Annotated in this window: 25 protein-coding genes and 1 tRNA gene; 13 read left to right on the top strand and 13 right to left on the bottom strand. The window is 58.5% G+C overall.

Annotated elements, in window-relative coordinates:
- Positions 1-57 precede the first annotated feature (57 nt).
- Positions 58-729: a TetR/AcrR family transcriptional regulator gene (locus ACLB1Z_RS07745; protein WP_409562789.1), complete on the top strand. Its 672-nt coding sequence runs from the start codon at positions 58-60 to the stop codon at positions 727-729.
- Positions 730-744: 15 nt separating this feature from the next.
- On the opposite strand, the gene ACLB1Z_RS07740 is transcribed toward ACLB1Z_RS07745, so the two are convergent.
- From ACLB1Z_RS07740 to ACLB1Z_RS07730, 3 genes are read right to left on the bottom strand one after another with little or no spacing between them, the layout of a single operon-like run.
- Positions 745-1,851, bottom strand: a complete 1,107-nt coding sequence (locus ACLB1Z_RS07740) for a pyridoxal phosphate-dependent aminotransferase (protein WP_409562788.1) — start codon at positions 1,849-1,851, stop codon at positions 745-747.
- A gap of 24 nt (positions 1,852-1,875) precedes the next feature.
- Positions 1,876-2,313, bottom strand: coding sequence for a DUF1489 family protein (locus tag ACLB1Z_RS07735; RefSeq protein ID WP_409562787.1), 438 nt, complete (start codon positions 2,311-2,313; stop codon positions 1,876-1,878).
- Positions 2,314-2,367: 54 nt separating this feature from the next.
- Complete coding sequence (locus ACLB1Z_RS07730) at positions 2,368-2,799, bottom strand: hypothetical protein (protein ID WP_409562786.1); 432 nt, start codon at positions 2,797-2,799, stop codon at positions 2,368-2,370.
- Positions 2,800-2,970: 171 nt separating this feature from the next.
- Here ACLB1Z_RS07730 and ACLB1Z_RS07725 point away from each other — a divergent pair, with 171 nt between their 5' ends.
- From ACLB1Z_RS07725 to ACLB1Z_RS07705, 5 genes are all read left to right on the top strand, one after another.
- The gene (locus tag ACLB1Z_RS07725) at positions 2,971-3,387 is read left to right on the top strand and encodes a hypothetical protein (protein WP_409562785.1); all 417 of its coding nucleotides are present in this window, start codon (positions 2,971-2,973) and stop codon (positions 3,385-3,387) included.
- A 44-nt stretch (positions 3,388-3,431) separates the two neighbouring features.
- Entirely contained in the window at positions 3,432-3,923 is a 492-nt protein-coding gene (locus ACLB1Z_RS07720) for a methyltransferase family protein (protein WP_409562784.1), read from the top strand.
- 12 nt (positions 3,924-3,935) lie between these two features.
- Positions 3,936-4,577: a hypothetical protein gene (locus ACLB1Z_RS07715; RefSeq protein WP_409562783.1), complete on the top strand. Its 642-nt coding sequence runs from the start codon at positions 3,936-3,938 to the stop codon at positions 4,575-4,577.
- 131 nt (positions 4,578-4,708) lie between these two features.
- A complete protein-coding gene (locus ACLB1Z_RS07710) occupies positions 4,709-6,037 on the top strand; it encodes a hypothetical protein (RefSeq protein ID WP_409562782.1) in 1,329 nt (442 codons plus the stop codon).
- An 81-nt stretch (positions 6,038-6,118) separates the two neighbouring features.
- Complete coding sequence (locus tag ACLB1Z_RS07705; protein WP_409562781.1) at positions 6,119-7,108, top strand: DUF6232 family protein; 990 nt, start codon at positions 6,119-6,121, stop codon at positions 7,106-7,108.
- 61 nt (positions 7,109-7,169) lie between these two features.
- On the opposite strand, the gene ACLB1Z_RS07700 is transcribed toward ACLB1Z_RS07705, so the two are convergent.
- On the bottom strand, positions 7,170-7,607 hold the full coding sequence (locus ACLB1Z_RS07700) for an N-acetyltransferase family protein (RefSeq protein ID WP_409562780.1): 438 nt from the start codon (positions 7,605-7,607) through the stop codon (positions 7,170-7,172).
- 283 nt (positions 7,608-7,890) lie between these two features.
- On the opposite strand from ACLB1Z_RS07700, the gene ACLB1Z_RS07695 reads away from it, so the two are divergent.
- Positions 7,891-8,997: a polysaccharide deacetylase family protein gene (locus tag ACLB1Z_RS07695; protein WP_409562779.1), complete on the top strand. Its 1,107-nt coding sequence runs from the start codon at positions 7,891-7,893 to the stop codon at positions 8,995-8,997.
- Between the two features lie 131 nt (positions 8,998-9,128).
- Here the strand turns inward: ACLB1Z_RS07695 and ACLB1Z_RS07690 are convergent, their stop codons facing one another.
- Both ACLB1Z_RS07690 and ACLB1Z_RS07685 read right to left on the bottom strand, forming a co-directional pair.
- The gene (locus ACLB1Z_RS07690) at positions 9,129-9,650 is read right to left on the bottom strand and encodes a DUF1269 domain-containing protein (RefSeq protein ID WP_409562778.1); all 522 of its coding nucleotides are present in this window, start codon (positions 9,648-9,650) and stop codon (positions 9,129-9,131) included.
- Between the two features lie 155 nt (positions 9,651-9,805).
- Complete coding sequence (locus ACLB1Z_RS07685; RefSeq protein ID WP_409562777.1) at positions 9,806-10,096, bottom strand: hypothetical protein; 291 nt, start codon at positions 10,094-10,096, stop codon at positions 9,806-9,808.
- A 290-nt stretch (positions 10,097-10,386) separates the two neighbouring features.
- Between ACLB1Z_RS07685 and ACLB1Z_RS07680 the strand changes: the two genes are divergently transcribed.
- Positions 10,387-11,922, top strand: a complete 1,536-nt coding sequence (locus ACLB1Z_RS07680) for a Do family serine endopeptidase (protein ID WP_409562776.1) — start codon at positions 10,387-10,389, stop codon at positions 11,920-11,922.
- 76 nt (positions 11,923-11,998) lie between these two features.
- On the opposite strand, the gene ACLB1Z_RS07675 is transcribed toward ACLB1Z_RS07680, so the two are convergent.
- Positions 11,999-12,388: a response regulator transcription factor gene (locus tag ACLB1Z_RS07675; protein ID WP_409562775.1), complete on the bottom strand. Its 390-nt coding sequence runs from the start codon at positions 12,386-12,388 to the stop codon at positions 11,999-12,001.
- 630 nt (positions 12,389-13,018) lie between these two features.
- Here ACLB1Z_RS07675 and ACLB1Z_RS07670 point away from each other — a divergent pair.
- Complete coding sequence (locus tag ACLB1Z_RS07670) at positions 13,019-13,585, top strand: helix-turn-helix domain-containing protein (protein ID WP_409562774.1); 567 nt, start codon at positions 13,019-13,021, stop codon at positions 13,583-13,585.
- A gap of 139 nt (positions 13,586-13,724) precedes the next feature.
- Here ACLB1Z_RS07670 and ACLB1Z_RS07665 read toward each other — a convergent pair whose 3' ends face one another.
- Positions 13,725-14,024, bottom strand: coding sequence for a hypothetical protein (locus ACLB1Z_RS07665; protein WP_409563240.1), 300 nt, complete (start codon positions 14,022-14,024; stop codon positions 13,725-13,727).
- 152 nt (positions 14,025-14,176) lie between these two features.
- The gene (locus ACLB1Z_RS07660) at positions 14,177-14,545 is read right to left on the bottom strand and encodes a hypothetical protein (protein WP_409562773.1); all 369 of its coding nucleotides are present in this window, start codon (positions 14,543-14,545) and stop codon (positions 14,177-14,179) included.
- Positions 14,546-14,556: 11 nt separating this feature from the next.
- On the opposite strand from ACLB1Z_RS07660, the gene ACLB1Z_RS07655 reads away from it, so the two are divergent.
- Both ACLB1Z_RS07655 and ACLB1Z_RS07650 read left to right on the top strand, forming a co-directional pair.
- Entirely contained in the window at positions 14,557-15,594 is a 1,038-nt protein-coding gene (locus ACLB1Z_RS07655) for a patatin-like phospholipase family protein (RefSeq protein WP_409562772.1), read from the top strand.
- Positions 15,595-15,597: 3 nt separating this feature from the next.
- Positions 15,598-17,049 (top strand): GntP family permease, encoded by a 1,452-nt coding sequence (locus ACLB1Z_RS07650; protein WP_409562771.1) that lies wholly within the window; start codon positions 15,598-15,600, stop codon positions 17,047-17,049.
- Here the strand turns inward: ACLB1Z_RS07650 and ACLB1Z_RS07645 are convergent.
- The 3 genes from ACLB1Z_RS07645 to ACLB1Z_RS07635 all read right to left on the bottom strand — a co-directional run bounded on the left by ACLB1Z_RS07645 (position 17,046) and on the right by ACLB1Z_RS07635 (position 22,056).
- Complete coding sequence (locus ACLB1Z_RS07645; protein ID WP_409562770.1) at positions 17,046-20,099, bottom strand: efflux RND transporter permease subunit; 3,054 nt, start codon at positions 20,097-20,099, stop codon at positions 17,046-17,048. The two genes, ACLB1Z_RS07650 and ACLB1Z_RS07645, sit on opposite strands and share 4 nt — an antisense overlap.
- Complete coding sequence (locus tag ACLB1Z_RS07640) at positions 20,096-21,190, bottom strand: efflux RND transporter periplasmic adaptor subunit (protein WP_409562769.1); 1,095 nt, start codon at positions 21,188-21,190, stop codon at positions 20,096-20,098. Before ACLB1Z_RS07640 ends, ACLB1Z_RS07645 begins: the two co-directional genes overlap by 4 nt.
- A gap of 779 nt (positions 21,191-21,969) precedes the next feature.
- Positions 21,970-22,056 (bottom strand) — tRNA-Leu (locus ACLB1Z_RS07635).
- Positions 22,057-22,300: 244 nt separating this feature from the next.
- Between ACLB1Z_RS07635 and lipB the strand changes: the two genes are divergently transcribed.
- Complete coding sequence (gene lipB / locus ACLB1Z_RS07630; RefSeq protein WP_409562768.1) at positions 22,301-23,041, top strand: lipoyl(octanoyl) transferase LipB; 741 nt, start codon at positions 22,301-22,303, stop codon at positions 23,039-23,041.
- A gap of 81 nt (positions 23,042-23,122) precedes the next feature.
- Here the strand turns inward: lipB and ACLB1Z_RS07625 are convergent, their stop codons facing one another.
- Positions 23,123-23,494, bottom strand: a complete 372-nt coding sequence (locus tag ACLB1Z_RS07625; protein WP_409562767.1) for a hypothetical protein — start codon at positions 23,492-23,494, stop codon at positions 23,123-23,125.
- A gap of 247 nt (positions 23,495-23,741) precedes the next feature.
- Here ACLB1Z_RS07625 and ACLB1Z_RS07620 point away from each other — a divergent pair, with 247 nt between their 5' ends.
- A complete protein-coding gene (locus ACLB1Z_RS07620; protein WP_409562766.1) occupies positions 23,742-24,590 on the top strand; it encodes a LysR family transcriptional regulator in 849 nt (282 codons plus the stop codon).
- Positions 24,591-24,634: the final 44 nt, after the last annotated feature.

The following is a 24,634-nucleotide window of genomic DNA, read 5'->3' as shown; positions in this document are numbered from 1 at the left end:
CAACAGTGTTGGAATAGCGCTTGACGACCGCATTCGCAAGGGGCAATTTCAACACTGATGAAAACAAGGCATACCCGCGGGCAAAGAGGGCTCATCGCAGCCGATTTGGTCCAAGCTGCGCTTTTAGAAATCGAGCGAGCTGGTCTTGAGGGCTTCAGCCTTCGCTGCGCCGCGCGTGCAGTAGGCTGCGACGTCGCGACCTTGAGCTACCATTTCGGCTCCAAGGAAGGTCTCGAACGCGCCGTCGCCGACCGCCTTCAAGGCAGTGTCGAGGCACCAGAACGAGAACTCCCCTGGCAAACCCGCTTCATCGAAACGGCAAAGGCCTATCGCAAACTTGCGCGACAATATCCAAATGCGTTCCCCCTGCTTTTGAGATTTTGGACCAGTGGGCCGATCGATCTGCAATTGGCCGAGGAATGCTACCAAATCCTCCTCGATGCCGGCGTCCCTGAAGCAGAAATTCCGGCCCTAAGCTTCGCCACCTACGCCGCAATTCTCGGCATTTGCGCCGGCGAGATCGGAGGCCTTTTGCAAAAGCCTAGCGCCGAGGCGCTGCGCGAAGTCGAAGAGCAAAGTGGTTTGCCGTTAACGAAAAAACTGCTGCCCATATTCGCGCGTTTGAAAGACGACGATGTCTTCGATGCAGCAATATCCAATTTAATATTTGGCATCGAAGCGCAGGTCGCAAAACAATGGACACCGTCATCCGCAGTCCCCCAGGATTAAGGGCAGCGCTCGTCCCTATGCGTGCACACCCATGAGCACATCAGCGAGGGCACCTGCAAAAATATCGAGATCTTCGTCTCGCCCGCACGAAATGCGGATGAACGGATCGAGCCCCTTCGCGACAGGTTTGCGAACGAAGACGTCCCGCTCCAGAAGTCCGTTCAAGACGCGCGTCGCAAAGGCGCCATCGCCGCCACAGTCGATGGCGACGAAACTCGCTGCCGACGCCACCGGTCTCAAGCCATTTTCGATAGCGATCGCGGCGATCCGCTCGCGGGCCGCAGCAATCTGCGAGACCGCTGTCCTGAGATAGTCCTGATCGAGCAGTGCAGCCCGCGCGCCAAGCTGTCCGACGCGATTGATACCATAGTGATTTCGCACTTTGTCGAACGCTTCGATGGTGCTGCGCTCACCGAGGGCATACCCGATCCGCGCACCTGCAAGCCCGTACGCCTTCGAAAACGTCCGATACCGCACGACCTGCGGATTGGAGACATCGATGGCCGGTGCTGTTCCGATCGGCGCGGTATCGCAATAAGCTTCATCAAGAACGAGCAACGTCCGTGGCGGCAACTCCTTGATAAACGCGTCGATCTGATCCGCCGTCCACCATGTTCCCATCGGACTATTCGGATTGGACACATAAATCAGCGTCGCCGCGATCTCCGCCGCCGTCTCGATCAGGCGCGGAACATCTTCGCGAAAGTCGCGCATGGGAAGGACGTGCACGTTGCCGCCATGTGCTTTGACGTGAAAGTTGAACGTCGGGTACGCACCATCCGTCGTAACGACATTGCTGCCGGGCGTCAGGAACAGCGAACATGTCAGGCCAAGCAGCCCGTCGATGCCCTCGCCGACCACGACACACTCGATCGGGACGCCGTGATACGCCGCAATGGCGGCACGTAATTCGTAGTTCTCGGGATCGGCATACATCCAGTTTCCAGCCGCCGCCTCGCGCATGACGGCAATGGCCTTTGGCGACGGCCCGAAAATGCTCTCATTAGCGCCAAGGCGCGCCTTGAACGGCCGCCCTCGCGCCCGTTCCATCGCTTCCGGCCCGACGAACGGCACGAGCTTCGGTAGAACTTCGATTGTCGGTGTAAACGGAGGACGGGACATGGATCGCTCGAATAATTTCCGCGTTCAAATCAATCCGAGATCGGCAAGCTTTTTGCGCATCTCGGCAGGCATCGCCGCAATCTGATCCTTCTTGCCTTTGCGAAGATCAGGCGGAGCATCGGCAGAATCAAGATAACGCCAACCTTGAAACGCGCGCCGTGGCGTGGGTCGCACCGGAACGAGTGTCCGGTCCAGCATCAACGTACAGCAAGCCGATCCGTCCTCCTTCGTTCCTTCTTCGAAACCGACGAGCTTCTGGCGAACCATGATGATGCCGCGGATAACCCAATAGATCGAGCCACCGTCGAGCAGCTCGGCCTGCCTCTTCGGTGTTTGGAATGTCCGGTGATAGGCGCAATCGACGCCGTCCTGGCTCTTGCGGCGTCGGTGCTCGGTCTGCCAGGCCGCAAGATCTTCGATCGCCGAAACGCCAACACACAGCTTGACGAGGTTCAATGTCATGGCGAGCCTTTTGCCTTAGCCCAACGGCAAGAGCAATTGAGCCGTCCACATGGCTCAGGGCTTAGGAACACATTCACCGGCATACTGTGCAAACACAGGCTGTCCGAAGAGCCCGAAATGCCGTGAATGTATGGCCGGATATTTGCCCGTCGCCGGATCCAAATCATAGATCGTCGTGAGGTTCAGGAACCCCTCGTTGACCACTTCGATGAAATGGTTGGCGTTGATCGCGCGCACGACTTTCAGGTCTTTGGCGGGCTTACCGCCGAGAATGAGCGACGCCGTCTGATGTTCGAGGTCGATACGCGCCACTTCGAAAGCGAGATCGGCGGGCGGAGCGGCTTTGTATTTTCCGGCTTCATAAGTCCACGCATAACCTTGGTTGAAATCGCAGACAAAATGCGTCGGAAAATCCTCCTGGGCCAGAGCCGCTTGCGTGCCAAGAACGGCGGCGATGAGAATAACCCATTTTCGAATATCCAGCATTGCAACGCCCCGCCTGGCAACGGAGGCACCCGCGCCTCCCAACCCCGACCCGCGAAGCAACACGACGCCCTGGCCGCCGTCAATGCCGCCCGTTGGTCCGGGTACCTGGAGTTTGCCTTGAGGCTGCCCAGGAAATGATATGTTTTTCAGATCGAACCCCTGCGAGGCACGATGCGATCATTTGTTCTCATTCTCCTTATCGGCCTAGCCGTCGCCGTGCCTTCTGGTGCCGACGCCAAGAAAAAGAAGCCGGACACGCCCGAGGATAAGCTGAACTGCAAGCAGCTAACCGGACGCATACAGATAAAAATCATGGAAATGCGCGGCTTCAGCGACCGCAAACAAGCATCGGCGCTGGCACGCGGCATTCAATCGGGCTTTTCGGCGACGCTCGGCAACCTCTCGCACGGTGTCGATCCCAATGGCGAATATCAGGGCGAGCTCAACACGCTCCAACAGTACAATCAGCGCCTGGTGACGCTGGGCTGCAAGAGCTACGACCTCGAGGCCGAGCTTAACAAACGCGACATCGACGATGTCCCGGCCCCAACGATACCGCCGCCGAAAAAAGCCAAGGCAAAGAACTGATTCACCGAGCTGACCGCCTCGCTATTTGGCGATAGTCTCCCCGAATGATCGACGAGACACACAACTCTCTCCCCTCGACGCCAGCGACACGGTTTCCTTGGCCGCCGGTGCTGTTCGCACTCGCCATTGCGGCCGCTTGGCTGCTGACGGTATTCGCCCCCATTCCCTGGCCCGGTCTTGACGATAGGGCGGGCCATTGGGTGGGCGCCGCATTCGGCGTCTTCGGCTTGCTTTTGATCGTGTCGGGCTTTGCGACGCTTGCCTGGCACCGGACGACCTACCTGCCGCACAAAGCGTCGACCAAGCTCGTCACGTCAGGACCGTTCATCCGCTTCCGAAACCCGATTTACCTTGGCGAAGTCATGCTTCTTCTCTATGGAGCGGAAATCACCAAGTCGGTCTGGTTCGTCGCGGCAGCATTGCTTTTTGGCCTTCTTGTCACAATTCTGCAGATCATTCCCGAGGAGCGGCACCTGGAAGCGGTCTTCGGGGACGAATATCTGGCTTACAAGGCTCGCTCACGCCGCTGGATCTGATATCAGATCGCCATGAGTTCCGCTTACGCCGAAAAAGAACGCGAATTCGTCGCCAATCTCGCCGAAGACACGGGCCGCGATCTCACGGGCTGGATGACCGCAATTGTCCAGAGCGGACACACCGAGCGCAACGACATCATCGACTGGCTGCGCCTGCAAGGCTTCCAGTTCGCGTGGGCGTCCTGGCTTGAACGCATCCATCATAACGGCGGCCGCCTCATTTACGCTGGCGATCTTCCCGCCGTGCAGACCGACGAGCCGCCCCCGCGCGCGCCGAAGCTTCGTCCGCCGATTCAGCCGCCGCCCAAGACGTCCCCAACCGATATTCAGTCTCTGCTGCGTGAAGCCAAAGGGCTGCGACCGCTGGCCGAGCACATTCTCCGCGAAGTCGGGCGCGCCGTCCCTGCGACCGTGTTTGCAACTTCCGGGCAGCTGGTTACGATGTCTGCACCGCAGCCCTACGCTGCGCTCCACCCTTCGCCGAGAAAGTTACGGCTTTACGCTAATTTCGGAATGGCCGGCGGCAATCGCAGCAAGCCGGCGGAGGCGCTAAACAAAAGCGCGCCGCCGTTCGCCGAGATGCTCGTCCTCGATGACGCCCGCAGCATCGACGAAGACTTTTACCGCCTGATCCGCGCCGCAGCCGCCCGCTAACCCCGCGATAACCTCCTGTCGGCATAAATTGCATCAACCACATCAGCCCAGCACCATTGATTTGCCGGATTTTTCATCGCCATTGTCGCGCCGGAGGCGCTATGTCGGTTGAGCGGAGGCCCTGTTTCGTTGTGAAATCGGCCGGGTATCTTGCACTTATTGTTCTGCTGGGATTTTCCAGCGGCGCTCACGCACAAGCGGCCAAACGCGACGCGATCGCCGACTGGCTGAAATCCGTCGAAGGCAAAACCGCCGCCGAGGGTGCCACGGACGCTCTCGATCCAACAAAAAAGCCATCGAAGCCCAGCGCCGCCGAAGAAGCTGCCAAGGCCGCAGCCTCCGACCCGCGCGATGGCGATCCGCAATACGAGCAGGCCAAATCGCTGATGGCCGCCATCGACAACGTCTTGCGAGATGCAGCCGACACGCGCGCAGGCGCCGAAAAGCTGCCGAGCCGCGACGACTACATTATTCCCCCATTCTGGAAGGAAACCCGCGAGGACCGCAGCACCAAGGTCCGCGGCCTGCTCGATGCCGCGCTCGGCATCGTAACGAATGCGCCGGTCGTTGAAATGCAGAAGCGGGTCGAACTTCTCCGCCACAACATTCGCGAGCTTGAAGACGCGAACGTAAAGATCAAGGAAAAGCAGCTCCTCGCGCCGAAAGACGCTGACTTCCCCGGCATCCTGACCGATACCGTCTCGTCGCTCCAGGATCAGATCACCGAGAACAACAAGCGCATCGAGGCGAACCGCACCGAAATCAAAAGCGTGAAGGCCGAAATCGCAGCCGCGTTGAAAGCCGCAGGCGTGGAGTTGTCGCAAGAACAGGTCGATCTGCTTCTCGATAGCGTGCTCTCCGGCGATCTCGTCCGGCTCGTCGCCGTGTTCAATGCCGCCAAGTTGATTGACGGGCAGCTTGCCAAGCTCATTGGCACCACGGGCGACAACATGGAAGCTGCGCGCCGCTACTTTGCGATGCATGCGGCTCTGTTTGCGATGCTGGTACAGGCCCAGGATGCGACCATCGCCAAGATCGATACGCAATACCTGCCGAAACTCGACGCCATCATCGCCGACATCGCCGCCGCCCGTAAGCGCACGTCCGAACTGCTTAAGGCCGACAATCGGCCCGATCAGACACGTGCGCTGCAATCAAATCGCGACAGCCAGCAGGTCGCCGACGAAGCAGCAAAGGCGTATCGCCGCTATCTTCAGCAACAGCGCGAACAGATTGCCGGTGCCCGTCTCAAAGCGACTCACGATCTGAAGATCGCGGACAACACTTACGAGACTGTCGAAGCCAGCGTCCAGCTTCGCAATTTGATTCGCGAAAGCTCGACATCCTTCGAAGCGATCCAGAAACTCGAAGCACCGAGCTTCGAGCAGATCTTCAAAAGCGATGAGTTGCGTAGAGAATTCGAAGATCTCACCAGGAAACTTGATGTTCCTGCCGGCTGATCGCGTGTGTGACATCTGTGCAAGGCTTCTGTTTCCTTGCCGCATCGACTATGTTTCTGCTCGGACTATTAACGTAGTCCCATGAGCAGGTTTTCGATGGTATTTTCGGGACGTATCAGAGAGAGCGCAGCTGCGACCAAAACTTTCGGTTCGCTGCGCATTGACCGCCGCGTGCTATCGACGCCGACGCGCACGATCGCCATCGCCAATATCGCGACGGTCAGCACGGGCACGCATGTCGCGCACCGGCCGACCGCAATCTATTGGCTGTTGACGCTTCTATTTGTGCTGATGGCGTTGGGTTCCATGCGGCCGGACTTCACATGGGGGCCGCTGGCTCCTAATGGCGGCACGGTCTTGCTCGGCTTTCTGGCCGTCGTCTTTGCCGCGCTTGCGCTGCGCCCCGACGACAAGACGCATTACCTGCTGATCTCTTCGACGGATGGCGTGTTATCTCGCTTCTCCGCTCCGGACCGAACGATTCTCGAAGAGGTCCGCACGATTCTCACCGACAAGATCAATCGCGGCGACGAGTCGATGACGTTCAACGTCAACTTCGATCGTGGGCACATTGAGAATCTCGGCGGCGCGATGCAGCCCGCAGCTCTTCCCGCGCCCGATCATACCTCGCAACATGCCGGCCCATCCACTCGCCCCGCCAATGTCGGCGCGTCCGATCGCAGTCCTCAGACGGCAGGCGGCAGGCCGCGCCAAAACCCGGCCGAAAACACCGTGCCGCCATCACGCCAGCATCCGCAGCAACGCATGCAGCCGACATTGTCGGGAGCGATGAATGGCGCCGCTTCACCCAGTGCGGCACCGACCGAAAGCTTTGTCGATTATAGCGGCGTGCTACCGGCCATCGTCGAAATGCATCGGTTCTATGCGCGCCAATCCGGCACGCAGCATTTGGAGCAACGCTTGTCGGAACTCGAACTTCTGATGCGCGCCGGGACGCCCACGATCTCGCAAAAGACCCGCTTGCGCGAACTCTCCGGCGAAATGTCCCAGATCCTCGGAGCCTATCCGCAGGCGGTCGAGCTTTTCGATCACATCAACAGTCTGGTCTAGACGCGCGGTTTCCTGCCTGCTTGGAGAGCGGCACAGGAGCGAACACGCGCCGATCGACAGCTCATCGCCGATACTGCACGAACTCCGTGAGCGTTCCGATGCGATCGTAGAGTTTACGTGCCGTCGCATTGTGATCCTGCGTCGCCCAATAGGTCCGCCCAGCGTCGCGACGATCCGCTTCCGCGTAGACGGCTTCAATGAGCGCCCGCCCGACGCCCAGTCCGCGCGCCTCCGGTGCGACGAATAGGTCTTCAAGATAACAATACCAGCTCGATGCCCATGTCGAACGGTGGAAGACCAGCGTGGCGATTCCGAGCATGTTTCCGCTATCGTCGACGGCAGCCAGCGCCATCATGTTGTCTTCCTGATTAAGAAGTCGGCGCCACGTCAGTGCGATGATCTCGTCCGGCACGCTGGCTTTGTAGAAAACGATATAATCCCGAAAGAGTTTGAGCCACGCATCTTCGTCGCTCGCAACCACCGGCCTGACACTGACCATCGATCGTTCCACCTCCCGATCTTGAAAGGGTTGCTCTATGACGCAATTCACGGGGGTTGTCAGCGGTCTCCAACGCATCGCCCCTCAGCCCGAAATCGCGCTCGCAAGGTCAGATCGTCAGCATTCGTTCATATTTGGCTTTACAAAAACGTAAGAAATACAGCCAAAAGCGGCACTTCAGTAACAGCGCGCCGAGGATCGGCGGAGGATAATCGCCGTTGCTTGATCATTCATATTCGCCCTCATAATAGTCCGCTTCGGCTCCCTGAACGAAGCGAGAGAGATGCGGTACGTTTCCGTCTATATCCTGGCTGTTGCGTCGCTGTTGGCATTTGCTACGCACGATCCGCTGTCGGCCGAAATCGAGCCCGGCGCCGCCGTCAAGGCTGACGCATGCGCAGGCGACACCACCAAGCTTGGCGTGTCGCGTATCGTCGAAATCGATACCGCGGGTGGCGGTGACATCGGCGGCGATAAATCCGGCGCTAAGCAATTTCTCAACGATGGCGAAGTCGTCCTGACATTCGACGACGGCCCGCTAAAGTCTGTCACCGGACCAATTCTCAAGGCGCTTGCCGATCAATGCACGAAGGCGACGTTCTTCATGGTCGGTCAGATGGCGCTTGCCAACCCCGATATGGTGAAGGAAGTCGCGGCGGGCGGCAACACCGTCGGCACGCACACGTGGTCTCACAAGAACATCCGCGCCATCTCGTTTGAAAAGGCGAAGCAGGAGATCGAAGCTGCGGTCTCGACCGTCTCGAAAGCCAACGGAACCCCGGCCGCGCCGCTTTTTCGCTTTCCCTATCTCAACGCCACCAAACAGACGGAAGCCTATCTGAAATCGCGCAATATCGGCGCGGTCTGGATCGACGTCGACTCCAAAGACTATCGGACGCGCAGCCCAAAGGTCGTCGAACAGAACATTCTTTCGCAGCTCGCCAAGCACAAGAAGGGCATCATCCTGATGCACGACATTCATCCCTGGACGGCGGCACAGCTTCCTGACCTGCTGAAAGAACTGCACGACCGCGGGTATAAGGTCGTTCACCTCGTGCCGAAGAGTCAGGTCGACACAATCGCCTCCTATGACGCCGCGGCCGAGAAGGCGCTGGCCGCCAAAGCCGCAGCAAAAGCGGCCAACCCCTTGGTCGCCCGCTCGATCGTGTGGCCGATGGCAACTGCACCGGGAACGGGAAATGCAAACGCGTCGGCAGCAGCGCCGCGCCGCAAATCGCCCTCCCGTTATAAAAGGGTCGCAACCAAACCTACGCTCATCGATGGTGTGGTGGAGGATAGCCGGCCCGTTAAAATCCCGGCATCGAAATATAGGAAAGGCGCCAAACCCAAGGATGAGGACGTCACCTCGCCCTGGAGCATCTTCAACTAGGAAGTCTGCCGACTCCTCGTGGTACTTCAGTTACTCCGCGCAAACAAATACGCCGCCCGAAGAGACCCGGACGGCGCATCATGAATTTCTACTAACCAGGATGCCAGCAATGCAGGCGTACTGCCGGCTGGTCAGGCTGCCGGAGGCTGCGCTGCTGCCATCGCTGGAGCGTGCGTTGCGATCGCATCGCGCAGGGCCTGTTCCTTTGTATTATCTAGAGACGTCTTGAGTACGACGCCGCCAGTGCCCTTGATCGCTTCGAACACCTTGTCTTCCGTCATCTTCTTGATCTCGACGAACAGCGCAGCGCTTCCAGGCTGCAGGCTTTCCGAGAGGTCCTTCATGAAATCATCGTTGATGCCGTAATCCGAAAGTGCGCCGCCGAGCGCGCCAGACGCCGCGCCCACAGCAGCACCAAGCAGCGGCATCAGGAAAATCATGCCGACCAGCGTGCCCCAGAAGCCGCCCGAAAGCGCACCGGCCGCGGTCGTGTTGATGAGCTGATTGAGCTTCACCTTGCCGTCGTCGTGCTTGACCGCAATCACGGCATCCTTGATCTCGATCAGATACTCTTTTTGAAGATCGAACAGCTTCGTGCGCATTTCCTCGGCCTTTGCCTCGGACGGATAGACGATGACAACGAGATCAGACATGGGGGCTCACTCCACCTGTGGGGTTCCTGGCAGCCCTTCATCGGGCATCGCAGCATATTTGCCAATGAAATAGATCAAATTGACGAATGCTCGAGCGCGGGAAATCTCGAAGCGGTAAATGCCCGGTTAGAACCACCGCTTCGACCACAAACGGATTAGTGCGACGACCGCTTGGATGTGCGAGCCTTGCGCGGCTTATCCGCCATCAGCCGGCGAATTTTAGTGGCGTCGCCTTGCAGCGTGATCCGTAGATAGGTCGGCAATCCACCATGTCCATCCGCACCGTCTGCGATCGAGCTGACGAAATCCCCGATCGTCAACGGCCTGTCGAAATGGCGCGTAACGATGTCGTGATCCGGATAAACCGCCGCCGCTTCGTCGACGTCAGCCAGAATGATCGGATCGTGCTCGGCTGCTTCGTTGTACGAATAAACTCGATTTGCCATTGCCGTCTCTCCTGAGCGTCCGCCGCTGCGGACGACGCCTGTATGGGTTTGAAACTAGCGGCTCTGCAGGGTCGCTTTCTTTCTCAAACGATCTGAAATTGTCCGATTGCACGATATAGAGCGCATTTTGCCGGAACAATTGCGCCGAATGGAATAGGGCTTTTACTTTCTGATTTTTAAGCCATTGGACGGATTCCGGAAAGCTTGGCTTTGGCACATTCGCGTCAACCCCAGCCCGGGGCCAGTGCCGATCCCGCGCACTGCACCTCGTAAAATCAGGAAGACTACGAATGGATGAGACCAACATGAACGCGCCGCAACATTCGGGTGCCGGCCGCGTGATTGCGCGCCACAAAGCGAAATTGGCAGCCTGCGCCGCAATGATTGCCGTTCTCGGCGCTGGCGCTGTTTTCGCGGCAGAGAAACCCGCCCCGAATTCTTTGCTGACGCCGGTCGCAGACGTCAGCACATCAAATGCGCCGCAACAGGCCGTTCCGAGCTTTGCGAATCTGGTCGAGCGCGTGAAACCAGCCGTTGTTTCCGTATTCGTGAAAGCTGAAGAAGTCGATCAGGTCGCCGACTCCGGCCAGCCCGGACAAGGCCAGAACCCCTTTGAAGGCACGCCTTTCCAGGGCCTTCCGTTCCAGTTCGGACCGCAGTCTCAAGATAGCGGAAAACCACACCTGATGCAGGCACAGGGTTCAGGCTTCTTTATCTCGGCAGACGGCTACCTGATCACCAACAACCACGTTGTTGATCACGCCAAGAGCGTCGAGATCATGACCACGGACGGCAAGCGCTACAAAGCCAAGGTCGCCGGCACGGATCCCAAGACCGACCTCGCGCTTCTCAAGGTCGATAGCTCCGGAGACTTCCCCTACGTCCGCCTCGCGACGCAATCTCCGCGAATCGGCGACTGGGTCGTCGCGATGGGCAACCCGTTCGGCCTCGGCGGCACGGTCACGGCGGGTATCGTCTCGGCAAACGGACGTGACATCGGCTCCGGCCCTTACGACGATTTCATTCAGATCGACGCCCCTATCAACAAGGGCAACTCTGGCGGCCCGACGTTCAATCAGAACGGCGAAGTCGTCGGCGTGAACACGGCGATCTTTTCGCCGTCCGGCGGGTCGGTCGGCATCGCATTCGACATTCCCGCCGACACGGTGAAATACGTTGCCGAGCAACTTCGCTCGAGCGGTCACGTTACACGCGGCTGGATCGGCGTCTCCATTCAGCCTGTCACGGCCGATATAGCCGACAGTCTGGGCCTGAAGGAAGCCAAAGGCGCCCTCGTCGATGAACCGCAAGATGGCGGCCCAGCGGCTCGCGCCGGATTGAAGTCGCAAGACGTGATTGTTTCCGTCAACGATCACGAGATCAAAGATGGCCGCGATCTCGCTCGGACCATCGCTGCGGTATCGCCAGGCTCGCAGATCAAGATCGCCTACATCCGAAACGGCGAAAAGCACAGCGTCGACCTGCACGTCGGCAAGTACCCGGATGGCAAGACCGCCAAGAACGACCAAGGCTCCGAGAGCGACTTCAAACTCGGCATGACGCTGGCTCCGGCCGATCAGGTGGACGGCGCCGGTACGCATGGTGCGGTCGTGATGAATGTCGATCCGGAAGGCAAGGCCGCCGAGAAAGGCATCCAGCAGGGTGACGTCATCCTGTCCGTTGGGGGCAAGTCGGTCTCCGGGCCGGCCGATGTCAAGGAAGCCCTGCGTGCGGCTAGGAACGCCAACAAGCGCGCCGTTCTCATGCAGTTAAAGACGGCACAGGGCGATCGCTTCGTCGCCGTTCCGACCACAAGCCAGGGCTAAGAGCTCAAAATGCAATCGGCAGCGGATAGAGATATCCGCTGCCGATTGAGCATGAAGCATCAGGAGTGACGTACAATCAGTGGCGCGTGGGTTCGCTGTCCCGCCCGAGGGCCTTATCGATGCATTGAATCATAGCGCCACCGTCAAATGGCTTGCTTAAAAAGCCGATCGCGCCGGCAGCATTTACGCGCTGCCGTGTCCGCTCTTCCGGAAAGGCCGTAATAAAGATCATCGGCACATTATGGCCCTGCGCCTGAAGATGCGACTGTAATTCCACGCCGGTCATGCCCGGCATGTTGACATCGGTGATGACGCACGAAATTTCCGGCAATCGGGCCGAGTTCAAGAATTCTTCCGCTGAAGCGAACGTAGTTGCCCCGAAGCCGAGAGACCGCACAAGGCTCTCGGTTGCCACGCGAACCGCCTCATCGTCATCGATGATGCTGATCAGGGGATTTTTGGACACTTCGGCAGTCCTTTCGAAAGATTAACGCGGATTGAACCGCATTTGCCAACTCAACCTGCCGCTTTTGCGCTCGGTTTTAAATTATACGCTGGTTTGTAACGGATCGGCCTTTCGGACTGCGCCCTCGAAACGAAAAGCGCGCCGGCTGCGTTCAGGCCGGCGCGCTTGGGCGTCAGAACATCTTCCGGGGGGGTGGGGACAGCCCCGTGGGGGAAACGGGGCAGAGATGCTTCTGACAAACCCTCTAATTAAGCGGTTAACGAGAATTGGGGCCCAGGGCGACCCTGACGCGACCAACATTGCCATCGTCGCGACAAAGAATATTCCCTCTCCGCACAATAGATTCCTAAAATGCACGACCCCGCCTCGACGCTAAAAGCCTTTGCCCCAACAAAAGCGCGAGGAAGCTCCAGCATGCGGCGAGCGCGGTTCGCACTAAACTCCCAACCGCAATATCCATACGAAAGTATGAGCCGACTAATCTGACGATGTAGGATCCCAAACGCTCGTAGAATGGAGCGCCACAGCTCGCTTCCGTACCTTCCCATCACGCTAGGCCAGACACGGATCAGCATTGATCCAAGTCACGCCGGCCACCGAAGCGGTTAGAAAATGGGAAGGCCTCACGCGATGTCGCTCCAATTGACCTCACACTTCCACGGCAACACAGCACAGCATCACCACGTCGACCCGGCCATTTTGGATCGCTTGGCCAAGGCATTGGTGGAAGCCGGCGTCAATCCCGAGAAGCTCGACCGTCACGCCGAAAATGAAAAGCGCCTGGCGATCGTCGCGCGCCTCTTCGAACTTCCGATCTCGCCTATCGCCAAATCAGAGCAGGAACAGCCAACTCGTAGGGCGCCGTCGGCACTCCCGAAGTGGCGCATGAAGCGTGTGGTTGAGTACGTCGACTCGCACATCTCGGAGCAGATCACGCTGGCCGACCTCGCCTCGGCGGCGGGGATGAGCCGCATGTACTTTGCCAGCCAGTTCCGCGTCGCAACCGGCATGCGACCGCACGACTACGTGCTGCACAAGCGCATCGAACGTGCGCAGCACCTGTTGTGCACAACATCAGAATCGCTCGTCGAAATCGCTCTCAGCGTCGGCTTCCAGACGCAGGCGCATTTCACGACGATCTTCAAGAAAATCGCTGGCAACACGCCGCTTCGCTGGCGGCGCGAACAGCAGGCCTGAGCGGTGATCCCGCTCAGGTAGTCCTCATGGCGCGGTTCAGAAAACCCATCGGCTTATCCGAGTTAAACCGCGAGATCTTTCCTCGCAGCTAGCCGGAGCACATTGGGCCGATTGGCCCACCCGCGCGGATTACCCATTTCTATTTCTGATTTTGAGTACCGGCGCCCTGGTCGGGCACACGTGTGCTCATATTCCCTGTCGCAGGCAGTTTGCCTTCATCGCCCATCGTGTGAGAGCCGGACGTTCCGCTGCTCGCTCCGGTTCCTGCGCCCATTTCTGGAACGCGGGTCGTTGCGGAGTTGGTCGCTGGAAGTTTTCCTTCATCGCCCATTCTGTGTCGCGTAGGATCGTTTGAAGGCTGCTGATCTTCGGAGAATGCAGGAAGAGGGGCGAGAGCGAGGACGAAAGCGGAAAAAGCCGCTGCCAAAATAACTTTCATCACATTGAACTCCTTGGTTACAGCCGTTTTTGCCCCCAAAGTGTCCCAGACCCGTATGCGGACTATAGCAAGAGTTCATGTCGAATGCACAAAATGTGCAGGCGATTTTTCGATAGCAATTCGAACGCGTCGATTGAAGATGAGACTTCCCTTCACAAATTCTGCGTCTTTTCCAGCGGCGCCAAGCCTTTGGCGACGCAAAATTTGGCGAAATAATCAATTAAATTGCGGTGTTCGATCCGCGAATGCGACGAGATGCAATTGGCCTCAAGAAGCACCCCACCATCCGTAGACTGAATGAAATTCTGAGGCAGGTCGCTCCTGCTTACTTGCGAAGCGATATCGCTTTCAAGAATCTCGCTCCATCCATTCCTGTCTATGACATGATCGTTGACCAGGAGGCTGCCTTCCGCACAAGCTTCAACGAAAGCTAGCAACTCATTCACGTTAACTGCCGAACGCCTCGGCTTCGGCACGAGAATTGTGGGACGAATTAAAACCGGTTCACCACTTACGACCATGGTGGGGTGCAATGCCGACCAGCAATGTTTTCGAACGTGATCCGGTGCTTGTAGATCTTGCGCTTCAGGGCGGCGGATCCCATGGCGCATTCACTTGGGGCGTTCTCGATCGCTTACTGGAAGAGCCCTGGCTCCGGATCGATGGCGTGTCGGGCACATCGGCTGGCGCAATGAACGCCGCCATTCTCGTCTATGGTCATCATAAAGGCGGCGCGCTCGGCGCACGTGAAGCACTTGCACAGTTTTGGCGGCGCGTGGCCGAGGCAGCGCGCTTCAGCCCATTTCAACGAGGACCGCTTGACGTTCTCCTCGGCCGCTGGACGCTCGATTCCTCGCCCATGTACATCGCCATGGATCTGATGTCGCGGCTTGTATCACCTTATGACGTTAATCCGCACGGCGCCAATCCGCTTCGCGACATCCTTGCCGAGGTCATCGATTTTGATGTGCTGGCAGAGGCGCCGATTCATCTTTTCGTCACCGCAACCAACGTGCGCACCGGCCGCGGCAAGGTTTTCAAGAATGCCGCTGTGACACCCGACGTTCTACTCGCCTCTGCCTGTCTGCCAACGTTGTTTCAAGCGATTGAAATAGATGGTGAAGCCTATTGGGACGGCGGCTACTCAGGCAACCCGACGCTCTCGACGTTGGTGCAAGAGTGCGAATCCGAGGACACGATCCTTGTCCCGATCAACCCTATCGAACGTCCTGGAGTGCCCCGCTCGGCCAGCGACATTCTTAACCGTTTGAACGAAATTTCATTCAATTCGGCAGCGCTCAAGGAGTTGAAGATGATGGCGCTCCTCCGCAAGGTTGCCGATCCCGGTGACGGGGAGGGCCAGCGATGGGCGCGCATGCGGCTGCACGTTGTCCGCAATGACATCATGGCTGAGCTGGGTGCCTCTTCCAAACTCAACGCCGAATGGGCTTTCTTCGAATATCTTCGCGAGGAAGGACGCAAAGCGGCGCAAACCTTCCTTGAAGCCCATGTGCACGATCTCGGTCGTCGCTCGACGCTCAACCTCGACATCCTGCTCGAAGGAATTTGAAACATGGGGCTGCTTGGCATCCTGATCGCGCTAGGGCTACTGATCTACCTCGCCTATCGCGGCTGGAGCATCTTGCTGCTTGCCCCCGCTGCCGCAATCATTGCTGCCGGCCTTTCCGGAGAACCGCTGTTGGCGCACTGGACGCAGACCTTTATGCGCAGCGCAGCACAGTTCGTAATGCAGTTCTTTCCAATTTTTCTTCTCGGCGCCTTATTCGGAAAATTGATGGAAGATAGCGGTTCGGTATCCGCAATTGCGGACTTTATGACGGAACGATTGGGTGCCAAACGGGCCATCCTCGCCGTCGTTCTGGCGGGCGCGCTCGTCACCTACGGCGGCGTCAGCCTGTTCGTTGCTTTCTTCGTGCTCGCGCCGATGGCGCACGCTCTTTTTCGCGCCGCCGCCATCCCGAAGCGGCTCATGCCCGCCGCGATCGCGCTCGGAACGTCCACGTTCACCATGTCGATGCTGCCCGGAACGCCCGCCATCCAGAACGCCATTCCTATGCCGTTCTTTGGCACAACGCCGTTCGCTGCGCCTGGACTTGGAATCCTCGCCTCGGCGATCACGCTCGGCTTCGGCTTATGGTGGCTCACTTTGGTCGAAGCCCGCGCGCGCAAGAACGGCGAAGATTATGAAGGTAATGCGGTGGCGGCCACGGTAGCAGCAAACGACGAGAAGATCCGCGAACGCGCTACGACTTCGGGCACTTTCGATCCCGTCGAGGTCGAGCACGGCGCGCAAAGCGCCGATGCGCCGCCGATTACCATCGCGGTCTTGCCGTTGGCCATCGTCGTCGGCGTCAATCTTCTGATGTCGACGCTTGTGCTGCCGCGCCTCGACACCTCCTATCTCGCCGAACCCGGGTGGGGGTCGACCTCGTTATCCGCAGTAGGTGGCATTTGGGCCGTCGTTACCGCACTCACCGTCGCCATCGCGGTTCTCATAGCCCTGAATCTGAAACGTTTGCCGAAGCTGCGCGAAACCATGGACGCCGGCGCGAATGCCTCAGCGCTGCCCGTACTCAGCGTCGCCAGTTTGGTCGGCTTTGGCGCCGTTGTTGCGGCGCTGCCTGCTTTCGCGGTGGTGCGCGACTGGGTGCTCGGGATCGAAGGCGGCCCCCTCGTCTCGCTTGCTGTAGCGACCAACGTCCTGGCCTCGCTGACCGGATCAGCATCGGGCGGCCTCACCATCGCGCTCGACGCCTTAGGGATGACATATCTCAAGATCGCTCATGAGCAAGGCATCAACCCGGACCTTCTGCATCGTGTCGCCGTCATCGGCGCCGGCACACTCGACAGCCTGCCCCACAACGGCGCAGTCGTCACGTTGCTCGCCGTTTGCGGATCGACGCATAAGGAAAGCTATCTGGATATCGTGATGGTAGCGATTGTCGGCGCGCTCATTGCGTTGGTGGCCGTGATTGTTCTCGGCACGGCGTTCGGATCTTTCTAGACCGCGGCCTCACGCTCGGGCTCTTTGATGCCGAACCAAGCAACGTAGAGCGCCGGCAAAACGATCAATGTGAGCATTGTCGCCACAAACAAACCGCCCATGATCGCAAAAGCCATTGGGCCCCAGAAAACGGTCGGCGCAATCGGTATGAAACCGAGAACCGTGGAAATCGCTGTCAACATGATGGGCCGGAAGCGGGAGACCGTCCCCTGCACGACCGCGTCCCAGGTGTCGCGCCCGCCCGCACGTTCCGTTTCGATTTGCTCGATGAGGATGACGGCATTGCGAGCGATCATGCCCATCAACGCCAAGATCCCGAGGATCGCGACAAAGCCGAGCGGCCGCCCCGACATGAGAAGCGCGGCGACGATGCCGATCAGCCCCATCGGGACAATGCACAAAACCAGAATCAGGCGACTGAAACTATGTAGCTGCGCCATTAAGAACAACAGCATCAGGAACAGCATCAACGGCACCTTGGCAAAGACCGAGGCTTGCGAGTTCGCGCTTTCCTCTACAGTGCCGCCCACATCGACCCGATATCCCCTCGGAAGGGCATCACTAAGTTTTTTGACGGCCGGAGCCAAAGCCGCAACGGCCGCTTCCGGTGTCGCGCTTGACGCCACATCCGCCTGAACTGTGAGCGTCGGCAGACGCTGTCGCCGCCAGATCAAGGGATATTCTTGCTCGAAATCAAAAGTAGCGACCTGTCCAAGCGGCACGGTTCTCCCGTTGGCGACCGGCAACTGCAATGCGCGCAATGTTGATAGCGACACCCGTTGCTCATCAATGGCTCGAGTGACGACGTTGACGAGATATATGTCGTCTCGCAGCTGGGTGATCGGCGTGCCGGTCGTGACCGTATTCAAGACTTCAGCCAAAGTCTGCGAGCTGAGACCCAGAAGCCGGGCTTGATCCTGATCGATCTGGATGCGCACCTTTCTCGCAGGCTCCATCCAATCGAAATTGATGTGCCGCACATTCGGGTCGTCTCCCATGATCTCGCCGAGTTGCAAAGCGGCCGTGCGAACCTTTTCGACGTCGGGACCGGTCACGCGATATTGAACCGGCCAGCCGACGGGCGGCCCCAGTTCCAGCGGCGAGACGCGAGCCACCACACTCGGCAATTGTTCCGCGAGTTTCTTTTCGAGCATGGCCTGGAGACGCTCCCTCGCCGGCACATCTTTGGCGATGACGACAGCCTGAGAAAAGAAGTCGTTGGCCAATTGCACGTCGAGCGGCAGATAGAAGCGGACGGCTCCGCGCCCGATATAGAGGCTCCAGCTCGCAACGTCCGGATCGCCTTTGAGGATCGCCTCCAGTTTCGTCGCAGCCTGCTCGCTGGCAAAGATCGACGCGTTTTGCGGGAGTGCCAGATCGACGACAAGTTCCGGCCGGTCCGATGCCGGAAAGAACTGACGGGGTACCAGCGGAAGCGCCAGCAGGGAGAGGACAAAGCATACCAGCGTCGCCCCGATCGTCAGCCAGCGTCTGCGCATAGCGCCGATGAGGACGTCGTGGAAAATGCGAAGAACCATGCTTTGCTTTTTGGACGCATTCGGATCTGGCTTTTTCAAAAGCCAGACGCCAAGCAATGGTGCAAACAGAACCGCGACGAACCATGATACGATCAGCGCGATCGTCACGACCGCGAAGATCGAAAACGTATATTCTCCTGCCGCGCTTTGAGCGAAGCCGATCGGCACGAACCCCGCAGCCGTGACGAACGAGCCCGTCAGCATTGGAAATGCCAGCGACTTGTACGCAAACGTCGCAGACTGCTCTTTACTGTCCCCGGCAGCCAGACGGGAAGTCATGACGTCGACCGTCGTCATCGCATCGTCGACGAGAAGGCCCAAAGCAATGATCAGAGCACCAAGCGAAATTCGTTGCAGATCAATGCTGAGCCATTCCATAATCGGAAAGACGATCGCCATGGTCAGGGGTATCGACAGCGCGACGACCGCGCCGGGGCGAAAGCCGAGGCTGATAATGCTGACCGCCATAATGATGGCGATGGCCTGCCACAGCGATTCCGTGAATTCGTTGATGGCCGTTTTCACCACCATCGGCTGATCGGAAACAAGCGTCGCATCGATCCCGATCGGCAGATCGGCCATGCTCTCTGCGACCGCTTTTTTGACGTTTGTTCCGAGGTTCAGAATATCGCCGCCATCGCGCATGGCGATCGCAAGCCCGATCGCAGGCTTGCCGTTGACGCGAAATATCGGCTGCGGCGGATCGGAATAGGCGCGCCGCACTTCCGCAATGTCGCGCAACCGGATCAGCCGCCCGTTGGCGTAGAAATTGACGTTCAGAATGTCCTTTTCCGACCGGAAAGACCCTGACACCCGTAAAATGAGCTTCTCGTTTCCGGTTTGAAGAACGCCCGCCGGACTGACCGAATTTTGTGCTTGCAGAGCCGCGATCAGAGCCGCCCTGTCGATCCCGAGCCCTGCGAGTTGCTGCGTTGAAAACTCGACATAGATCTGCTCGTCCTGCGCACCGAGGACGTCGATTTTCGAGACATCCGGAACCTGCAGCAAGCGCGAGCGGATATCTTCGACGTAATCGCGCAACTCGCGGTGACTGAACCCATCGGCCGTGAAGCCGTAGATCAGCCCGAAAGTGTCGCCGAAATCATCATTGAATCCAGGCCCCACGACCCCCGCCGGCAACGTATGGCGAATATCACCAATGTTCTTTCTCACCTGATACCAGATGTCAGGAACGTCCGCGGGCTTCGTCGAGCCTTTCAGCGTAACGAAAATCGTCGTTACGCCGGGCTTTGTGTAGCTACGAAGAAAATCGAGGTCGCGCGTCTCTTGAAGCTTGCGTTCGAGACGTTCGGTAATCTGTTGTAGCGTGTCCTCCATCGTGGCGCCGGGCCATGACGCCTGTACGATCATCGTCCTGAAAGTAAAAGGCGGGTCCTCGGCCCGCCCCAACCGGAGATACGACGAAAGGCCCGCGAACGTCACCGCAATCATGATGAATACGGTGAAGGAGCGATGCTTCAGTGCCCATTCGGACAGGTTGAGTCCACTCACGAAGATGCTCCGAGCAGCCTGACCTTTTGGTCGGGGTGCAACGCCTGAACACCCGCCGTCACCACGATGTCACCCGCACTCAGTCCATTCGATACGACCACTGTTGCAGGATCGAAGCGCTGAACCTCGATATTCCGCAGCGATACAGTAAATTTCGCAGGATCGACGATCCAGACCGCAGGCTGGCCATTGCTGCGGGTCAGCGCACTCGCCGGTATCGTCATACCGGGAGAAGCCTTCTGGCGCATGCTCCCCGTGACGGTTGCACCGAGGCGCATCGTGGCCGGAGGATCAACGAGACTGACTCTGACCCGAAACGTGCGCGTCACCGGATCGGCCTGCGGATCGACTTGCCGCACCCATCCTTTCACTTTCACAGACGGGTTGTCCGTCAACCCCACCGTAATCTCGGGATCGGGCGGCGCAGAGTGAATGACTTGCGCTGGAACATCGAAAACCGCGTCCCGACCCTCGATGCGCGCAACTTGAAAGACCGCTTGGCCAGCCTGTACGACCTCACCCGCTTCGGCAGACCGCGAGGTAATAGTCCCCGTGACATTCGCCTTGAGTTGAGTGAAACTGACGCGATCCTGCGCGATTTCCAACTGCGCCTGGGCGTCGTCCTCTCGCGACTGTGCGGTGCGTAAATTCTGCTGCGCCTGATCGAATAGCACCCGCGTGGTATGCCCGCGGGTTAAAAGCTGAGTCTGACGATCATAATTGTTCCGCGCCTCAACGAGTTGGCCCTCGGCCGCAGAAAGAGCGGCCCTCGCCGATCTAAGTGCGTTGAGTTCGTCCTGAGGATCGAGCTTTGCCAGGACCTGATCAGGCACGACATGGTCGCCCACGCCGGCCAACCTCTCGATAATCCTGCCGCCGATCCGAAAGGAAAGAGCAGCCTCGTTTTCGGCCTGAACCTGGCCGGTCAACGTAACAAGTTCACCCAGTTCACTCTTTTCAACGGTCACTGTTCGAACGGGGCGTGGCTGCTGATCTTCAACCTTCGCCTGTTCCGCACACCCGGTAACCAGAACAGCACACGCTGACAGACAGATCATCATGCCGAGCAAGCTGCGTCGTGCTGCATCCATGGCAATGACCCCGGGGATCTAAATGTTCGTCCCTCAGCGAAATCGATATAGTCGAAAAGCAAATGCGCGAATTAAATCGCCACGAAGAATTTCAGCATACATACTACTCAACGAAGTCAAAATTGAACAAATCGACGAAAAAGGGAGATGGCTAATGCAAAGGAAATGGCTTTTTGCAATTTCATTGTGCATTGCGATGACCGGGCTCATCGGCATTGCGACGCCACGGGCAAACGCTGGCGCGCTCGTTTCCAGCGTTCAGATTATCAAGCCCTCAAAATCGAGCATCGTTGAGAATGCGCGTTATCGGTGCTGGTGGCGCAACGGACGCAGACACTGCCGTTGGGTCGGCGGATGGCGCGGTCCCCGCCACTGCTGGTGGCGGAATGGTCGTCGCATTTGCCGTTGGTAGGCACTGCGACGCCTCGCGTCTTTTCTCCACAAGAATGACGAATGCGCCGGGGCCGTTGCTCCGGCGTAGAGGACAGCAATAGCGCTTCGTCCTCATCTCGATGGTGGACGATCGAGAAATACGACGCAGAGTTTCAAATCGCCAAGGAGCGAAACTCGCCCTGACCAGCGCTCAAGCTCAAGGCCGCTCAGAAGCGGAAATAGTTGAACTTCATTGGCGCAGCTTCAGAGCGATCAAACTCGAACCGGAAATTGCCGCACCGGGGTGACGTGCCCGCTTCACGCAAACAAAAATGGTGTAGGTTCGAGGACTTCCTCGAACCGGAACCCGCGCGATGGGTTGGCGGGCAGCATCGCGCAAATAAAAATGGTGCGGTTGAGAGGACTCGAACCTCCACGCCGTTTCCAGCGCTACCACCTCAAGGTAGTGCGTCTACCAATTCCGCCACAACCGCAGTCCAGACCTGAAATCTGGGAAATCGCGAAAGGCATTGGCGCTGCCCAAATCCGCGAAGACGCCGACGTATCAGAGCCCCTGCCGGAACGCAAGCGGCAGATTGGCCTGAAAAGCACTGAAGGCGCAAATGTCGAGACTCATTATTATATATGCGGCATGGCGAACAGAATGCCGCAAGGTTGCTGGACCTACTTGAAAGCCTAGCGCGGCACGCACGACTTGACGGTCACAGGCGGTCAACAGTGAAGACGCTCACATCGAAACTTCCGAATGCCGGCACGCCTGCCCCAGTCGAGTGGGCCATCACCGAAGGCTACGTCGATTACGATTCTGCTCTGGAGGTCATGCGCCGACGCACGAGCGAAATCCGCGATGGAACAGCTAGGGAGCTTGTTTGGCTTCTTGAGCATCCCCCGCTCTACACCGCCGGCACCAGCGCTAAAGATGAAGACCTGCTGAACCCGAATGCTTTGCCGGTGTTCCGCACCGCCCGAGGTGGCCAGTTCACGTATCACGGACCGGGCCAGCGCGTGGCTTACGTCATGCTCGACCTCGAAACGCGCGGTCGCGACATTCGCGATTTCATCGCCCGCCTGGAATTGTGGCTGATCAACGCCCTCGCGGAATTCAACGTCACCGGCGAAATTCGGCGCGATCGAGTCGGGATCTGGGTTCGCCGATCGTCGAAAGGGGAACAGGTCGAGGACAAGATCGCCGCCATGGGTCTTCGCGTCAGCCGTTGGGTGTCGAGCCATGGCGTCGCCCTCAACGTCGACCCCGACCTCTCGCAGTTCGGCGGCATCGTCCCGTGCGGCATCCGCGATCACGGCGTGACGAGCCTCGCTGACTTGGGCCTTCCGGTCTCCATGTACGATGTGGACGTCGCGCTTCGAACCAGTTTTCAGAAAATCTTCGGACCGACGAAGGTCATCGATCTGCCTGTCATCTCACCCCAGCCCGGGACCGGCACAAACGTCGGCTGAACGTCCGGCAAACTAAAAAGGCGCCTGCATCCGAGGGGGATACAAGCGCCCGATTACCGTTGCCGCAACCTTATCTCTACGTCATTTTCCTTGCCGCTCGTCCGAGGCGCTGCCAACCGGCGGCGCGCCCCCATTTGCGGGTGAATCGTAGTAGAGAAGACCCCCTTCGACAGAAACGCTTTCCGAACCATCGAGTTCGTACTCGTCATTCGCATTGTCGTTGAGGCGGATGATACAGCTCTTCTGACAGACCCCGCCGACCACCTTACCTACTGGGAGAACTTCGTCCTTGATCGACGTGTCCTCGGTGATGGTGAGCTTGACCTCTCTGTCACCTCGGTTGGCAATCGTGGCTGCTGGAGCAGCCGAGGTCATAAGAAGAACTGCGATCGCGCCTGCCGCTATAACCAAAAGGTCGAAACGGCCGCTCCTGCGATCGCGGCAGAAAGTCATTACTTCTTCTTCTTCGCTGCCTTTTTGGCAGGGGCCTTCTTGGCGGCTTTCTTTGCAGCTTTAGCCATTTTCGATCGTCCTTCCGTTTGAACGTTGACAGACACAAGAATCTGTCGACCAGACTTCAAGTCAGGTCGTTTTCGACATTGATGAAATTCAAAGCGATGCACAAACGAAATTTGACGTTTGGTGATATCGGAAATTTCGATAGATGAGTTTCACACCTCATCGATGAGGATCTCAACGGATGGATGTCAATCTCGCGCGTACTTTCCTCGTTGTTGCCGAGACGGGAAGCTTCGTCGACACGGCTCGCAAGCTCAACATCACCCAATCGACAGTCTCCGCACGCATCAAAGGCCTCGAAGATTTGCTCGGCCGACCGCTCTTCACGCGTTCGAAATCAGGAGCAGAACTGACGGGAGCGGGCGAACTCTTCCAGAAACACGCCCTCGCCATGGTGCGCGTCTGGCAACAAGCGCAGCTCCAGGTTTCGCTCGCCGATCAGCATCCCGAACACATTTCTGTTGGTGCGCCGCTCAGTCTTTGGAGCGGTTTTCTGCTGAAATGGGCCGCCGGTCTGCGCGTTCAGATCCCGGGAATCGCCGTCTCGGCAACAGCTGGAGCTTCCCCAGTGTTGGGCCAGCGGCTGATCGAAGGCACGCTCGATCTTGCAATCATGTATCGCCCCTCCCCGCCTCCGGGCCTGACGATCGAACATTTGTTCGACGAAGAGTTCGTGCTCGTTTCCTCAGCCAAGCCCTCAGCTAGGCGTGGCGTGAACGATTATCTGCTCATCGATTGGGGGACGGATTTTGTTCAGGATCACGCCGCCGCGTTTCCCGAGCACGCCAATCCGGCGCTCAGTCTCGACCTTGGCCCGATGGGCCTCGACTATCTTCTGGCAAACGAATGCTCCGGCTATTTCCCCGCGCGTATGGTGCGGGGACTGATCAGCCGTGGGCGGGTGAGAGAGCCGAAGCGGGCCCGGAAATTCGTCTATCCGGTCTATATGGTCTATCCGGAGACGCGCAACGAAGAGGCTTACGAGCCAATTCTGCGAGGTCTGAGGCGGGCGGCGGCGAAGCTCGGCTGAGGCCGGTTCACAAACGTAACGGCTTATTTCAGCGCCGCCCGCGT

Origin of the sequence: Hyphomicrobium sp. MC8b (genome assembly GCF_905067615.1) — a bacterium.
Classification (GTDB): Bacteria; Pseudomonadota; Alphaproteobacteria; order Rhizobiales; family Hyphomicrobiaceae; genus Hyphomicrobium_B.
This window is presented reverse-complemented; position numbering and strand designations above follow the sequence as displayed.